Raw genomic sequence first — 13,993 nt, forward strand, 5'->3', positions numbered from 1 at the left:
TGTCATGAAAAAGACCTGGGTATTCTTCAAGCTGCGCATGCTGCAGCTCAAATCGGATAAAACCGCATTGTTCTTCTGTTACGTGCTGCCGGTGATCTTGCTGCTGGGAGTCGGCTATCCGCTGCAGATGCGCGACGATGCAAAGATCGCCGTGTGGTACTCCGGCGTTGCTGCGGACCCCGCAAGCGCCGCCGCGATCGCCTATCTCGACCAGCACAAGCTGGTCAAGTTGCTGCCGTATACCGACGCTAAGGTGCCGCCCAGGGCGGCGCTCGCAAGCAACCAGATCAAGCATTACCTGGAATTGCGCGATATCCGTCCAGGCGGTGATCAGCAGCATCCCGGGATCCGGCTGTATGCGAACAGCTTGCTGGAGAATCGCATTGAAAACGCCGCTTTGCAAGGCATCCTTGACGATTACTTTCGCGGCCCGCCAGCGGTTGCTCAACAACAGCAACGCCAAGAGACGATAGCTGCCAGCCGCAACGCCTCGTACCTGATGATCTTGCTGCCAGGCGTCATCGGCATGACACTGCTGATCATCGGCCTCAATGGCTTCGGCGCCGTGCTGATCGAGGAAGAGCATCACGGCTTGTACAAGAACATCAAGACTATCGACGCTTCGCCGCTGCCGTTTCTTGCCGGGCTGTTCATCTCCAGGATGCTGATCGCCTACAGCGTCGTGTTCGCGCTATACATGCTGGGCGTGCTGGTGTTCGGCATTCCCCTCGATGTGAACTATGGCTTGCTGTTGCTGGTCATTACGCTGGGCAGCGTGGCGTTCCTGGGTCTCGGCCTGGCGCTGGCGGCCATCAGTCCCTCGGTGACGGCATTCAACGGTATCGTCAATTTTGTGCAGATGCCTTTCATTATCCTGGGAGGGGTCTTCTTCTCTGTCAGCGCCTTTCCCGAATGGCTGCAGGTGGTCACCCGGCTGATGCCGCTGACGCAGCTGAACTCTGCCATGCAACAGCTGTTGTTCAATGCCGTAGGCTTCGGCGATATGTCGAAAATATTGCCGGAAATGGCTGTCCTGGCGGCATGGTCGGCGCTGGCGCTTTTCCTGGTCAGGCTACGGTTCCGATGGTAGCGTGGCGGATACGTCCATGCATTGCAGCAGGCCTGGCTGCTTGAAAGGTGGCGATGGCAGCGGCTGATCCCGATCCACTACGCATCGACTTGTGGCTGACTCCGCTTGACGATCAGAGGGATAGCCGCCTTCTCGAAGCCTATCGCCAGCTGCTCAGCGCTGAAGAGCAGCGCCGCGCCCAGCGCTTCCTGCGCGAGCGGGACCGGCATCGTTATCTTGTCACGCGCGCGCTGGTGCGTACCGTGCTGGCGCGCTTTAGCGGGAGGGCGCCGGAGTCTCTGAGGTTCAAGGAAAATCGCCATGGCAAACCGTCACTTTGCGCCATCGATTCCTGTCAGCGGGCATTGTCGTTCAATCTGTCTCATTGCGACGACATGATCGTACTGGCGCTGACGCGGGAACGCGAGCTTGGCGTCGATATCGAAAACGTCGCACTGCGACCGGCTCCGCTCCACATCGCCAGGCGCTATTTCGCACAGGAGGAGGTCGTTGATCTGGGAACGCTGTCGGCGGCTGCGCAACGCCAACGGTTTTTCGAGTTATGGACGCTCAAGGAAGCTTACATAAAGGCGCGTGGCATGGGGCTAGCCATACCTCTGGACCAGTTCGGCTTTCGTTTCGACGCTAGCGACCGCCTTGCCATGTGGATGCATCCGGATCTCGGCGACTGCCCGTCCCGTTGGCATCACTGGCAGATCCGGATTGCCTCGGACTACCTTGTTGCCATCTGCGCAGAACATCGGGCAGCGACTCCTTTTCCCAGCATCAGCGCGACCAGGACCATTCCGCTGGTCAGCGAAGAACACATCGGCCACGTGCAGTTGCGGACTTTGAATCTTGATCCAGCCTTGGAGAGCCTCCCTCGGACTGGAGCAAAGAAGCAGGGGAGGTGATACTCGAAGCCTGCGTATCGTTACTTCGCATAGTTCCTATGCAAAAGCAGCGCTTTTTTCTTTGGCAGCGTTACTTTTAAGTGCTTGATTTTCGGACTTTTTCTTGCCAACTTCCGTGTCGCTTTATGAGCATCGTAAAGTATTGCAGAAGATGCGTTTTTGCAAATTACGGAAACCGCATGAAGTATGTTTCGCGCCGGGCGAAGTAATAATTGGGCTTGAGTGCTGTACTGGTGCGCCCTGATGGCTTTGTTGCATGGGCTTCTGGCAGCGAACCTGATGAACATGTAATCCGGCCAGCGGTTGTTCTTTGGTTTGCTCGATAGCTGGAACTCCAATAGTATCTAATTCTCCTGGGCAATGGGCCGGGTTCCTCGAAACGAAATGATTCATTTATATCAATTAGAAATTTTTGAATTGAATAGTAATGTTTGACGGGCAAGCGGCTAAATCGTTACCAGAGTGGGGGCAGACCCGCTGCGAACTGGTTTAATTCTTTGTAAGTAGAAGTGTTGCTTGCGGTCACGATCCGCTTTTGCCTGAATATTGCTTGACAAATCGACCCTGGTTGCACTTTATTCGCTTTCAGCCATCGACTTACGCTCGCTGCTCGTGTATCCTTCGCAGTCTTTTCTCAAGGGTTTGCGCTTGTCAGATGTCATGACAACAGGCTCTTGCTCAGCAAGTATTCCCAAAGCAACATTACAACGGTCGCCGAAGGCCGCCAACGTCAACATGTGAGGACGCATGAAGGATTATTACGCCGTTCTCGGCATAGACAGTGACGCGTCGACCAGCGCACTAAAGAACGCCTATCGCAAGAAAGCGTCAGAGTTTCACCCCGATAGAAATACCTCGCCTTCGGCGCCTGCGCAGTTCCGCGAAGTGCAGGAAGCTTACGACTTGCTGTCGGATGCGGTGAAACGACAAGATTACGATGAAAACCGGCGCCGGAGCCTGCTGGAAAATCCGCTGGAAACGGCCGAACAAATCTGGACCACTTATATGAACAAGGTTTTGCAATGATGCTTTCCCAGTTTTTTGAAGACTTGACCAAGGCCTACCAGGCCGAAATTGAAGACCTGCAAAGTGATTCCGAGGGTAACGATATCCTGACTTCGCGCCTGAAAAGCAAGCGCTCCCAGTTTGCCTTGATGATGCCGATGATCGACACCGATCCGGAAATGGTCGCGGTCGCCTTTCACGGCGGTATCGATTTCACCAATCCGCAGACGTTGATGATGCTGCTAGGCGATGAGCCGGAAGAATTTCCATCATGGGCAGATGTCGCCGATGCCGTGCAGTTCGAGTCGTGGGCGCAAAAGCTGGCGGACATCGCCTTGCAAGAGGCCGGTGGCGAGCGTTTTCTGATCACGGCGGTCTGCCTTGAATACCTGCATGAAAAAAGCAACGGCAACTACAACGGTGCTTACGGAAGCTCTGCTGCGGACGATCAGTCGGACGACGCGGTTGAAGGCGTGGAGCGCGACGACGATGACAATGACAGCGGCGATCTGGAAACAGAAGGCGCTGATTGGCTCGCCGAACAGGGTTTCGAGCGTCTCGGCTAATCCTTCCTCTCCGCCGCAGGATATTTTTAGATTTTTTTTGACACAGTGATTCCATGACAAACGCGCTCGTAGTGAAAGCAGCAAACCTGATCCGCAATGGTGACATCGCCGGTGCTGAATATGCACTGGTCAGCCTTGCTGAAACCGAGGGCGATTACGCTCTGGTCGCAGCGCTGGATACGTTGCCGCCCAAGGATTTGCTGGCCGTCATCCGCGAATACGACACCTCGAAAGAATCTGTCGTCAACTTGCTGGTAACGCCGGAGCAATTTGCCCGTGCAGTCGTCATGGAACGTTTGTATGGTGACCATACGCATGTCCGTCTGCGCGGCATGATCAACGCGGTGCTGTTCCGTGACGACACGCAAACCGGTGATTTCATCGAGGCCATTGGCGATGTCGACGGCGGCTGCGAAGCGTTGATCGATTACCTGTCGGACCGGGACGAAGAAGTCGTGCATTTCGTGACTTACGACACGTTCAACGTCAACCGCACGGAAGAGCGCGATGTGGTCGAAAAATCCGAAATCAGCGACCGCGACTGGAAAGAGCTGGCCTGGCTGCTCAAGCACGAGCACGAAGACATGTTCGAACAGATCTGGCCAGCGCTGAAAAAGCAGGTCAAGGAGCGCCAGCGGCGCGAAGCCGAACTGGAACTGCTGGAGCAGAAAAAACTGGAGCCGAAGGCGCGCACGGCGAGTGCGACAGGCGACACGCCGGCAACAGCGCTGGACGATGGCGAGGAATCCGCCCTGTAAGGCAGCCTCGCATGGTCGTTGCCGTGCCTTCACCACTGTTTTAACTCTTCTTCATACCCGTACCTCATGTCCGACAAGAACCGGCATATAGAAATAGTCGACAAGCGTCCTTTTTTCGAAAAGGCGCTCAGCTTTGGCGTGCAGAACCACATCATCGACCAGGAAAAGCGCCGTGCGATCATCGCCGACGGCGCAAAGGGTACGGTACAGGTCGCAGCGCATTTCGGCACCAGCCACCTGCATACCGATCTTGAAAATGCACGTCAGCGTATCGTCAACCTGGTCAGCCTTTACCTTGAGCATACGCATAGCGGCGATCTGCGCAAGGCGGCCGAGTCCCTGCGCGACAATACCTTCCTTTCCCATTCGCGCGGCGGCAACGAAATGCTGAAAACGCTGCATGCGATGCCGGAGTCCGCCATCTTCGGCGACAGCAAGGCGCAGCCGGTCAAGGAATTCCAGGATGAGCGCACGCTGGCAAAACCGTTTTCCCTGAACGCCTACCGGAAAGAACGCCAGGCACGCGAAGAAGCCGCGACCACCATCGCCGCAGCGCTGTGGTTTGCCAGGAACATGCACCTGCCGCAATCGTCGCTTGATTTTGTCGGTGCAGAAACCATTATTCGTACAGCTTTACTGGTTCGCCTTGGTCTGGGGGATGAATTTCCCAACCGGACCGAATTCGCCAAACTGATCAATGCGATCCGCACAAAAAATGCGGCCGGCGGGAAGCTGAAATTCCCAAAGAAAATACTGGACGACTTGCCGCCAGAGTACCGGGAGGTTGCAGAGAAGATCCGGCGTGAAATCGAAAAGCATGACGCGCCGCTGATGGCCGACGCCTCCATGGCGCTCGATGTGCTGCTGAACCTGGTCGAAGCGCGCTATTTTGTGCTGGAAAGCGACATGGAAGATATCGGCGACTTCGATGCACTGGTGTCGAAGGAGTGGCATAAAGTCACCAAGGGCAAGGAAGATCCATATTCCCGGCTGACCGTTTTCATGTGCATCGCCGCGGGCGCCAAACCCAAGACTACTGTATCGGAGAGCGAGGCGAGGGCGCTTATCCGCCAGGTCCGCCAGCATGGCTTCGATAACGATGCGGTCTCTGCCTTTATCAAGGACGCTGCGCCGTTTGAGATCAAGGACAATTTGTTGTCCCTGTGGAGCGAGGAGTTCCTGCCGGATGCGGAAGAATACCTGGTCGATGACAGCGACCCTAAATACACCCGCGCCATGAAGTTCTTGAAAGAAAATTGCAACATCAAGACAAAAGACGCCGGCAAGGAAAAGAAATAGAACGCAAGCCGGCTTGGCTACGGTAAGTCAGGAAAATCTATATTTTCTCTAAAAATTGCATTTAAGTTAACGTATTTTCGATTGTCTCTTGCTAACTTCTGCACAACCGTCGATGTTGCATCGCACGATAAGGCCGCCAGCCGTTATAATTTCAGGTTGCAAGGTAGTAGCAAATTTTTTAATTATTGACGAGAGCACACCATGAGTCTGAATCAAGTATCGGCCGGGCGCGATTTGCCAAACGATTTCAACGTCATCATCGAAATCCCGATGAATGCCGATCCGATCAAATACGAAGTAGACAAGGAATCCGGCGCGATTTTTGTTGACCGCTTCATGGGTACTGCCATGCATTACCCATGCAACTACGGCTACATCCCGCAAACCTTGTCGGAAGACGGCGATCCGGTCGACGTGCTTGTGATCACACCGTTCCCGCTGTTCCCTGGCGTGGTAGTGCGCTGCCGCCCGGTTGGCGTGCTGAAGATGTCGGACGAAGCCGGCCAGGACGCCAAGTTGCTGGCAGTGCCTGTCGACAAGGTTCTGAGCATCTACACTCACTGGCAAAAGCCGGAAGACATGAATGAACTGCGCCTGAAGCAGATTCAGCATTTCTTCGAGCACTACAAAGATCTGGAAAAGGGCAAATGGGTCAAGATCGACGGTTGGTTTGGTCCAGACGAAGCGCGCAAGGAAATCCTGGCGGGCGTAGAAGCATATAAGAAGTCGATTGAGGCGTAATTCGCTGGAACTCCGATAAACCCCGATCCGCCATAGCGGCGTGGGTGATCGATAAAAGCGCACTTCGGTGCGCTTTTTTTATGATCTGACCGTTTTCATCAACAGCAACAGGCGCGCGCCGAACAGGTTCAAGGCGAGCCCGGCCAGCACCAGCAAACCGGCCACGATTTTCCACCATTGCAGCGATTCATCGAGCAAAATAGCCGCGCTCAGCATGCCGACCAATGGGACCAGCAGCGAGAACGGCGCGACAGTAGCGGCTGGATACTTGCGCATCAAGATGGTCCAGATGCCGTAGCCAATGATAGTGTTGGGATAGGATTGATACAGTACTGCGGCGACCGAGATCCAGCCAAAGTGGCTGAAGGCGCTGTGCCATGCCGCCGGACCTTCCAGCACGGCCGAGGCCAGCAGCAACGGCGGTGCCGCCATCAGCGAGCCCCACGCCATCAAAGCCAGCGGATTGATCTTGCCGATTTTCTTGGTGACGATATTGGCGCTGGCCCAGCTCATGCCCGCGCCGATCACCATCAGGAATCCAACCACGGTCGATTTCGCTTCCAGATGAGTGGCGACCAGCACCATGCCGGCCAGCGCTACCAACGCGCCCAATAATTGGGTTGCCAGTGGCCGCTCACCGAGCAGCAATACCGCCAGGCCAATGGTGAAAAATGCCTGCAACTGGATCACCAGTGAAGCCAGGCCGGCGCCTATGCCAAGTTGCATGCCGGAGAACAGCAGAGAAAACTGGAAGGCGAACTGAAACAGGGCAAAGCCGATCAATAGCCGCCAGGGAGTCGCCGGGCGCTTGATGAAAAACACCAAGGGCAATGCTGCAAAGACAAAGCGCAACGCCGAAAACAACAGCGGCGGCAGACCAGCCAGGCCGATCTTGATGACGACAAAGTTCATCCCCCAGATCAGGACGGTTAGCAAGGCTAGCAAGATGTCGGTCGGTTGCATGGCTGCTCTTATAAAGTGGCGTAGGTTGTCTAGGGTCCAGCCGAGCGGAACGGATTGCGATCGTTCAGTTCATCCATATAGCTCTCGATGCCGTCAGATTCCCGCTCAAGGAAATTCGCTACGGCGTCGGCAAAGCCCGGATGCGCCAGCCAATGCGCCGACCAGGTTTTCTGCGGCAAGAAGCCGCGCGCCATCTTGTGCTCGCCCTGGGCACCGCCTTCGAAGCAGGCGATTTTTTGCTCTATGCAGAATTCCAGCGGCTGGTAATAGGACGTTTCAAAGTGCAGGCAAGGTACAAACTCCAAGGCGCCCCAATAGCGGCCGTACAAGGTTTTGTCGGTGTGAATCAACAGCGACGATGCAATCGGCCTGCCGTCGCGCTCGGCCACGATCAGCAGGATGTTTTGCGGCATGCTGACACCTATCCGCAGGAAGAAATCCAGGTTCAGATAGGGCGTGGAACGATGCTCGGCGTAGGTTTGCGCATAGCACCGATTGAAAAAAGCCCAGTCCGCCTCGCTGGCATCGACGCCGCGTATGCGGCGCAGGCTGACGCCAGCCTCAGCCACCTTGCGCCGCTCGGCGATGATGTTCTTGCGTTTCTTGCGTTCCAGCGTATCGAGAAACTGATTGAAGTCGCGATAACCCGGATTGAGCCAGTGAAACTGCACTCCGCTGCGCAGCATGAATCCGGCCTGCTGCAAGGCGCTGGCTTGTTGTTCCGGCGGATACAGGATATGGGTGGAGGAAGTCTGGGTATCGCGCCGCAGCGATTGCAGCACCTTGATCAGCGCCGCCTGCGCTGTGTCGTCGCGCGCCAGCAAGCGGCCGCCGGTAACCGGTGTGAACGGGATTGCCGACAGCAGCTTGGGATAGTACTCCAGGCCGTTGCGCTGATAGGCGTCGGCCCAGGCCCAGTCGAATACATATTCGCCGTAGGAATGATATTTGACATACAAGGGCAGGGCGGCGGCCAGTTGTTCCGCTTCATCCCACAAGGTGATGTACTGCGGCTGCCAGCCCGATTTTTCCGAGGCGCTGCCGCTCTCATGCAAGGCGTGCAGGAAGGCAAAGGACAGGAATGGATTGGCGTCGGCCTGCAGGCCCAGCAGTTCGTCCCAAGCAGCCTGGCCGACTTCGCTCAGGGAGGCAACGATGCGGGTAGTGAACATGCCTGCCGTCATCTTTGCTGTCTTCTCTGTAGTTTTATTAGTCAAGGAGTCAAGAACCAGGCAAGCAGTGAATGTAGAGGGCGAAAACGTGAAGTTTAGCACCGACGCCACAGGTCTGCCGCGTCAACCGGCCCTGGCATGCGATAATTGAAAGTATCAAGCAGAGCGCAGGAAGAATGATGACAATGAATAAATTTCTCAACCTTTACGCCCATGATTTCGCGCGCGTCGCCGTCGCCATCCCGAATTGCCGGGTGGCCGACCCGGCCTTCAACGCCGCCGAAACCATCAAGCTGGCCAAGCAAGTCGAGCAGCAAGGCGCTGTGCTGGTGGCTTTCCCGGAGTTGGGTTTGTCGGCCTATACCTGCGACGATCTGTTTCATCAACGCGCTTTGCTGGACGCTTGCGTCGCAGCGCTGGGCGAAGTGGTGGCGGCCTCGGCCGAACTGTCGGTGGCGATGATCGTCGGCCTGCCTTTGCGCGTCGAGCATCAGCTATTCAATTGCGCGGCGGTGATTGCCGGTGGCCGTATTCAGGGCATTGTGCCAAAGAGCTATCCGCCTAACTACGGCGAGTTCTACGAATTGCGCCAATTCAGCCCGGCGGAAAACACCGCTGTGCGTGAAATCCAATTGCTGGGCGCCAGCGTGCCGTTCGGCCCCGCGCAGCTGTTTGAAGTGAGCAACCTGCCGCTACTGCGCTTCCATGTCGAGATTTGCGAAGACGTCTGGGTGCCGATTCCACCTTCCTCGTTTGCCGCATTGGCCGGCGCCAGCGTACTGGTGAACCTCTCAGCTTCCAACGCGCTAGTGGGAAAATCAGGCTACCGTCATCAGCTGGTTGCGCAGCAATCCGCGCGCTGCCTGTCGGCGTATTTGTACACATCGGCAGGCAAGGGTGAGTCATCAACCGACCTGGCCTGGGACGGCCAGGCGCTGATCTATGAAAACGGCGAGTTGCTGGCTGAGTCAGAGCGCTTCCTGGATAGCTCTCACATCATTTTTGCCGACGTTGACCTGGAACGCTTGTCGCGCGAGCGCATGCACCAGACCACCTTCGGCCAGTCGGTGCGGCGTCATGCAGGCGAAGTCGCCCAATTCACCGTACAGCGTTTTGAGCTTGACCTGCCGCTAGGCAAGGCATTGCCGCTGGCGCGCAACGTCGAACGTTTCCCTTATGTGCCGGCGGATACCAAACGGCGCGATGAGCGTTGCACCGAGGTCTATAACATCCAGGTGCAGGCACTGGTGCAGCGCCTCTCCGCCAGCAAGATCTCCAAGGTGGTAATCGGTGTCTCGGGTGGCCTGGATTCGACCCACGCCTTGCTGGTGTGCGCCAAGGCCATGGATCGCCTGAAGCTGCCGCGTTCCAATATCCTGGCCTACACCATGCCCGGTTTCGCCACCAGCGAGCGCACCCTGCAACAGGCGCGGCAGTTGATGCAAGTGGTTGGCAGCACAGCGGCGGAAATCGACATCCGCCCCAGCTGCCTGCAAATGCTGAAAGACCTCGGTCATCCTTACGCTGCGGGCCAGGAGCAGTACGACATCACCTTTGAAAACGTCCAGGCTGGCGAACGCACCAATCATCTGTTCCGCCTGGCAAACCACCATCATGCGATCGTCATCGGCACCGGTGACCTGAGCGAGCTGGCGCTGGGCTGGTGCACCTACGGCGTGGGCGATCACATGTCGCACTACAACGTTAACGCCAGCGTGCCGAAGACGCTGATTTCGCATCTGGTGCGCTGGGTGGCCGACACCGGCGCCATCGGCGGCGTCGGTTCCGATGTCTTGTTGAACGTACTGGATACGGAAATCAGCCCCGAACTGGTGCCAGGCAAAGCCAACGGCAAGCCGGAGCAGATCACGGAAAACGTCATCGGCCCTTACGAATTGCAAGACTTCAATCTCTATTACATACTGCGCTATGGCTTCGCGCCGTCCAAAGTCGCTTTCCTGTCTTATTCGGCCTGGCACGACAAGAACAAGGGGCGCTGGCCCCATGATGACGCGGCGATCGCCAGGAACCAGTACGACCTGGCGGCGATCAAGCGTAACCTGGGGATTTTCCTCGACCGCTTTTTCCGTACCAGCCAGTTCAAGCGATCCTGTGTGCCCAACGCGCCCAAGGTCGGCAGTGGCGGCTCGCTGTCGCCGCGCGGCGACTGGCGTGCGCCCAGCGACTCGGAAGCGACTGTGTGGCTGGACGATCTGGCGAAGATTCCCGATTGACAGTGCGCAGGCCGGAAGAGTGTTGCATCAATCCGCTTTAAATAGACTTATTGATTCTCGCATATAGACAAACAGCGGTTTTCCTATACTCTATAAGATTGCGCGCGCATCCGGCTGTGTCGTCGCCCTGGATGCAAGCATGCTGTAAAGATTTATATTTAATGCCTAAAGGAGTTGCCATGAAGCAAATTACTGCCGTTATCAAACCCTTCAAGCTGGATGAGGTGCGTGAAGCCCTCGCCGAAGTCGGCGTCACCGGCCTCACAGTGACTGAAGTAAAAGGCTTTGGCCGTCAGAAAGGCCACACCGAACTGTATCGCGGCGCCGAATATGTGGTCGATTTCCTGCCGAAAGTGAAAGTCGAACTGGTCATCGACGATGCCCTGACCGAGCGCGCCGTGGATGCCATCATCAAGGCAGCCCGCACCGGCAAGATCGGCGACGGCAAGATTTTCGTGCGCAATATCGAACAAGTCATTCGTATCCGCACCGGCGAAACCGGTCCTGATGCAGTTTGATGCGGGTTAATGTGGGTTGATATAATCCATGCAGTACCCTGAACTTTTGTACTTCCTTCCCTTCAAGTTCTGATATTTGGCCGCGGTCGTTCGATGTTCCGGATGGCTGGCCGCGGCTCCAAACTCACTTAGTTCATTCCCCTCTTTAGCATTTTCCCTTCGTTCCGCATTTTCCGCATACTCTCAGGCGTTTTTGTTATTGGACGCCGCGTGCACCTCCACGTTATCGTTTCCTCTTAGCAGCCGACTGCAGCCACAAGTTGCCGTCAACCGCGTCACAAAAGAGGTGATTCATGTCGTCTATCGCGACAATAGCAACAGATGTAAGCCCGGCAGACCTGTTACCCCGGGTCTTGCCAGCGCATCGCATCAGCAGTGATCAAGAGGCGCTGGATATCGCGCGCAAGCTGGCCGCCGAGTTTCGGGTCGACGCCAGCGTGCGCGACCGTGAGCGTCGTTTGCCATGGAAGGAAATCGAGCAATTCTCCGCTAGCGGCCTGGGCGGCATCAGCGTGCCGCGCGAGTTCGGTGGCGCGCAGGTTTCCTACCGTACGCTAGCGGAAGTATTCCGCGTGCTGTGTTCTGCCGACCCGGCATTGGGACAGATTCCGCAAAACCATTTCGGCATCCTCGGTGTGGTTGCCCACAGTGCCGACAACGCGCAAAAGGCGCGCATCTATGCCGACGTACTGAATGGCCTGCGGATCGGCAATGCCAGCCCGGAGCGGGGCACCAAGAACATCCTGGAAATGAAGGCACGCCTGGCGGAAACCCCGAATGGCTATCGCCTTAACGGCAAAAAATTCTATTCCACCGGTGCCTTGTTCGCGCATTGGGTGCCGGTCAAGGCCTTGGACGATCAAGGCCAGGCGGTACTGGTGTTCGTCAAACGCGGCACACCGGGTCTGACCATCGTCGACGACTGGTCGGCATTCGGCCAGCGCACCACCGCCAGCGGCACTGTGCTGCTGGAGAACCTGCCGGTGGCCGTAGAAAACGTGCTGCCGCTGCAGAAGTTCGCGGAGCAAGCCAGCATTCAAGGCCCGGTATCGCAATTGATCCAGGCTGCGATCGACGCCGGCATTGCCGAAGCGGCCATCGATGACACCATACAGTTCGTGCGTACCCGTTCACGGCCCTGGGCCGATAGTGGCGTCGAACGCGCCAGTGACGACCCTTACGTTATCCGCGATATCGGCGATCTGAAAATACGCCTGCACGCCGCCAATGCTTTGCTGGCCAAGGCCGCCGGCGCACTCGACCAGATTGCGACGGCAGTGATCGACGCCGATGCCTCGGCCCGCGCGTCGATTGCGGTCGCCAAGGCCAAGGTGCTGACCACCGAGATTGCGTTGCTCGCCAGCGAAAAACTGTTTGAACTGGCAGGTTCGGCATCGACCCTGGCGGAGCATAACCTGGACCGCCACTGGCGCAACGCCCGCACCCATACCTTGCACGATCCGGTACGCTGGAAGTTGCACGCGATCGGTAACTATCTGTTGAACGGCGTCGCGCCGGCACGCCATTCCTGGAACTGACACATGACGACTCAATTCAATGCCGCCGCCGGTCCGGTGGCACGCATCCTCGACGATATCCAGGCTCTGGCCGCAGCCCGCGCGCTGGCGGCATCCTTCACTCGGGAAGCTAGCCTGCGCGACCGAGAGCGGCAATTGCCCGTGCACGAACTGGAGCAGTTTTCGCGTTCCGGCTTGTGGGGGATTTCCATACCGCGCGCCTATGGCGGCGCCGGCGTCTCGCATGTCACGCTGGCGGAAGTCATCGCCACAATTGCAGCCGCCGATGGTTCGCTCGGGCAGATCCCGCAAAACCATTTCTATGCCGTGGAAATTTTACGGGTCAACGGCAGCGAGGCGCAAAAGCGCTTTTACTTTGAGCGCATCCTGGCTGGCGAACGTTTTGGCAATGCACTGGCAGAACTTGGCACGCGCACCTCGCAGGAGCGCCGCACCCGCCTGAGCAAGGACGGCGACGGCTTTCGCATCAATGGCCGCAAATTCTATGCAACCGGCGCGCTCTACGCACACCGGATTCCGATATCGGTCATCGACGACGACGGCGTCCAGCAACTGGCGATCGTCAAGCGCGACGCCGCCGGCGTCAGTGTCATCGACGACTGGTCCGGCTTCGGCCAGCGCACCACCGGCAGCGGTTCGGTAGTGCTCGATAATGTGTGGGTGACTGCAGAAGAGGTGCTGCCATTCCAAAGCGCCTTCGAGCGGCCGACTTCACTCGGCCCTGTGGCGCAACTGCTGCACGCGGCGATCGATATCGGCATTGCCCGCGCGGCTTTGCATGATGCCGCGGTGTTCGTGCGCACCCGTTCCCGGGCATGGATCGACAGCAAGGTAGAACGCGCGATTGACGACCCCCTGACCGTGCGCGAGTTCGGCGACCTGGCGGTGCGGCTGGCCGGCGCCGAAGCCTTGCTGGAACTGGCTGGGACTGTGGTCGATGCAGCCGCCTGGGATCCGACCGTGAACTCGGTCGCAGCGGCTTCGATTGCGGTAGCCGAAGCACGCGTCCTGACGACGGAGATATCGCTGGCGGCCGGCAGCAAGCTGTTCGAGCTGGCCGGTACCCAAGCCACCCTGGCCGAGCACAATCTCGACCGTCACTGGCGCAACGCCCGCACCCATACCTTGCATGATCCGGTGCGCTGGAAATATCACGCAGTCGGCAACTATTATCTGAATCAAAAGAACCCACCGCGCCACGGCGCCATCTGAGCGC

General features: G+C 57.4%; 14 protein-coding genes. 12 read left to right on the forward strand and 2 right to left on the reverse strand.

All coding sequences use genetic code 11. The features are described 5' to 3' along the window. Window positions 1-4 precede the first annotated feature (4 nt). The 8 genes from LT85_RS09330 (at window position 5) to ppa (ending at window position 6,352) form a co-directional block, all read left to right on the forward strand. The gene (locus LT85_RS09330) at window positions 5-1,090 is read left to right on the forward strand and encodes an ABC transporter permease (protein WP_038487799.1); all 1,086 of its coding nucleotides are present in this window, start codon (window positions 5-7) and stop codon (window positions 1,088-1,090) included. Between the two features lie 53 nt (window positions 1,091-1,143). Then, a complete protein-coding gene (locus LT85_RS25865; RefSeq protein ID WP_081992203.1) occupies window positions 1,144-1,983 on the forward strand; it encodes a 4'-phosphopantetheinyl transferase family protein in 840 nt (279 codons plus the stop codon). A 218-nt stretch (window positions 1,984-2,201) separates the two neighbouring features. After that, window positions 2,202-2,309: a hypothetical protein gene (locus LT85_RS27470; protein WP_367379797.1), complete on the forward strand. Its 108-nt coding sequence runs from the start codon at window positions 2,202-2,204 to the stop codon at window positions 2,307-2,309. Window positions 2,310-2,730: 421 nt separating this feature from the next. Then, window positions 2,731-3,009: a DnaJ domain-containing protein gene (locus LT85_RS09345; protein ID WP_038487805.1), complete on the forward strand. Its 279-nt coding sequence runs from the start codon at window positions 2,731-2,733 to the stop codon at window positions 3,007-3,009. Then, window positions 3,006-3,554 carry a hypothetical protein gene (locus LT85_RS09350; RefSeq protein ID WP_038487808.1) on the forward strand — a complete coding sequence of 183 codons (549 nt, stop codon included), beginning with the start codon at window positions 3,006-3,008 and terminating at the stop codon, window positions 3,552-3,554. Before LT85_RS09345 ends, LT85_RS09350 begins: the two co-directional genes overlap by 4 nt. A gap of 53 nt (window positions 3,555-3,607) precedes the next feature. Further along, a complete protein-coding gene (locus tag LT85_RS09355; RefSeq protein WP_038487810.1) occupies window positions 3,608-4,312 on the forward strand; it encodes a hypothetical protein in 705 nt (234 codons plus the stop codon). Window positions 4,313-4,378: 66 nt separating this feature from the next. Further along, window positions 4,379-5,611, forward strand: coding sequence for a hypothetical protein (locus tag LT85_RS09360; RefSeq protein ID WP_038487813.1), 1,233 nt, complete (start codon window positions 4,379-4,381; stop codon window positions 5,609-5,611). Between the two features lie 201 nt (window positions 5,612-5,812). Further along, the gene (gene ppa / locus LT85_RS09365; RefSeq protein WP_038487816.1) at window positions 5,813-6,352 is read left to right on the forward strand and encodes an inorganic diphosphatase; all 540 of its coding nucleotides are present in this window, start codon (window positions 5,813-5,815) and stop codon (window positions 6,350-6,352) included. Window positions 6,353-6,430: 78 nt separating this feature from the next. Here ppa and LT85_RS09370 read toward each other — a convergent pair whose 3' ends face one another. Both LT85_RS09370 and LT85_RS09375 read right to left on the reverse strand, forming a co-directional pair. Beyond that, window positions 6,431-7,315, reverse strand: a complete 885-nt coding sequence (locus LT85_RS09370; RefSeq protein WP_038487819.1) for an EamA family transporter — start codon at window positions 7,313-7,315, stop codon at window positions 6,431-6,433. A 29-nt stretch (window positions 7,316-7,344) separates the two neighbouring features. After that, window positions 7,345-8,499, reverse strand: a complete 1,155-nt coding sequence (locus LT85_RS09375) for a GNAT family N-acetyltransferase (protein WP_038487822.1) — start codon at window positions 8,497-8,499, stop codon at window positions 7,345-7,347. 164 nt (window positions 8,500-8,663) lie between these two features. On the opposite strand from LT85_RS09375, the gene LT85_RS09380 reads away from it, so the two are divergent. The 4 genes from LT85_RS09380 to LT85_RS09395 all read left to right on the forward strand — a co-directional run bounded on the left by LT85_RS09380 (window position 8,664) and on the right by LT85_RS09395 (window position 13,989). Next, on the forward strand, window positions 8,664-10,721 hold the full coding sequence (locus LT85_RS09380) for an NAD(+) synthase (RefSeq protein WP_437177287.1): 2,058 nt from the start codon (window positions 8,664-8,666) through the stop codon (window positions 10,719-10,721). Between the two features lie 179 nt (window positions 10,722-10,900). Then, on the forward strand, window positions 10,901-11,239 hold the full coding sequence (locus tag LT85_RS09385) for a P-II family nitrogen regulator (protein WP_038487829.1): 339 nt from the start codon (window positions 10,901-10,903) through the stop codon (window positions 11,237-11,239). A gap of 293 nt (window positions 11,240-11,532) precedes the next feature. After that, window positions 11,533-12,777: an SfnB family sulfur acquisition oxidoreductase gene (locus LT85_RS09390; RefSeq protein WP_038487832.1), complete on the forward strand. Its 1,245-nt coding sequence runs from the start codon at window positions 11,533-11,535 to the stop codon at window positions 12,775-12,777. A gap of 3 nt (window positions 12,778-12,780) precedes the next feature. Then, window positions 12,781-13,989, forward strand: a complete 1,209-nt coding sequence (locus tag LT85_RS09395; RefSeq protein WP_038487835.1) for an SfnB family sulfur acquisition oxidoreductase — start codon at window positions 12,781-12,783, stop codon at window positions 13,987-13,989. The last annotated feature ends 4 nt before the right edge of the window (window positions 13,990-13,993 follow it).

The sequence above is a fragment of the Collimonas arenae genome, assembly GCF_000786695.1.
GTDB classification, from domain to species: Bacteria; Pseudomonadota; Gammaproteobacteria; order Burkholderiales; family Burkholderiaceae_D; genus Collimonas; species Collimonas arenae_A.

Bases quoted from the DNA above. Each gene is read 5' to 3' on its own strand.
- LT85_RS09330 (WP_038487799.1), top strand. From the start codon at position 5: ATGAAAAAGACCTGGGTATTCTTCAAGCTGCGCATGCTGCAGCTCAAA.
- LT85_RS25865 (WP_081992203.1), top strand. From the start codon at position 1,144: ATGGCAGCGGCTGATCCCGATCCACTACGCATCGACTTGTGGCTGACT.
- LT85_RS09345 (WP_038487805.1), top strand. From the start codon at position 2,731: ATGAAGGATTATTACGCCGTTCTCGGCATAGACAGTGACGCGTCGACC.
- LT85_RS09350 (WP_038487808.1), top strand. From the start codon at position 3,006: ATGATGCTTTCCCAGTTTTTTGAAGACTTGACCAAGGCCTACCAGGCC.
- LT85_RS09355 (WP_038487810.1), top strand. From the start codon at position 3,608: ATGACAAACGCGCTCGTAGTGAAAGCAGCAAACCTGATCCGCAATGGT.
- LT85_RS09360 (WP_038487813.1), top strand. From the start codon at position 4,379: ATGTCCGACAAGAACCGGCATATAGAAATAGTCGACAAGCGTCCTTTT.
- ppa (WP_038487816.1), top strand. From the start codon at position 5,813: ATGAGTCTGAATCAAGTATCGGCCGGGCGCGATTTGCCAAACGATTTC.
- LT85_RS09370 (WP_038487819.1), bottom strand. From the start codon at position 7,315: ATGCAACCGACCGACATCTTGCTAGCCTTGCTAACCGTCCTGATCTGG.
- LT85_RS09375 (WP_038487822.1), bottom strand. From the start codon at position 8,499: ATGACGGCAGGCATGTTCACTACCCGCATCGTTGCCTCCCTGAGCGAA.
- LT85_RS09380 (WP_437177287.1), top strand. From the start codon at position 8,664: ATGATGACAATGAATAAATTTCTCAACCTTTACGCCCATGATTTCGCG.
- LT85_RS09385 (WP_038487829.1), top strand. From the start codon at position 10,901: ATGAAGCAAATTACTGCCGTTATCAAACCCTTCAAGCTGGATGAGGTG.
- LT85_RS09390 (WP_038487832.1), top strand. From the start codon at position 11,533: ATGTCGTCTATCGCGACAATAGCAACAGATGTAAGCCCGGCAGACCTG.
- LT85_RS09395 (WP_038487835.1), top strand. From the start codon at position 12,781: ATGACGACTCAATTCAATGCCGCCGCCGGTCCGGTGGCACGCATCCTC.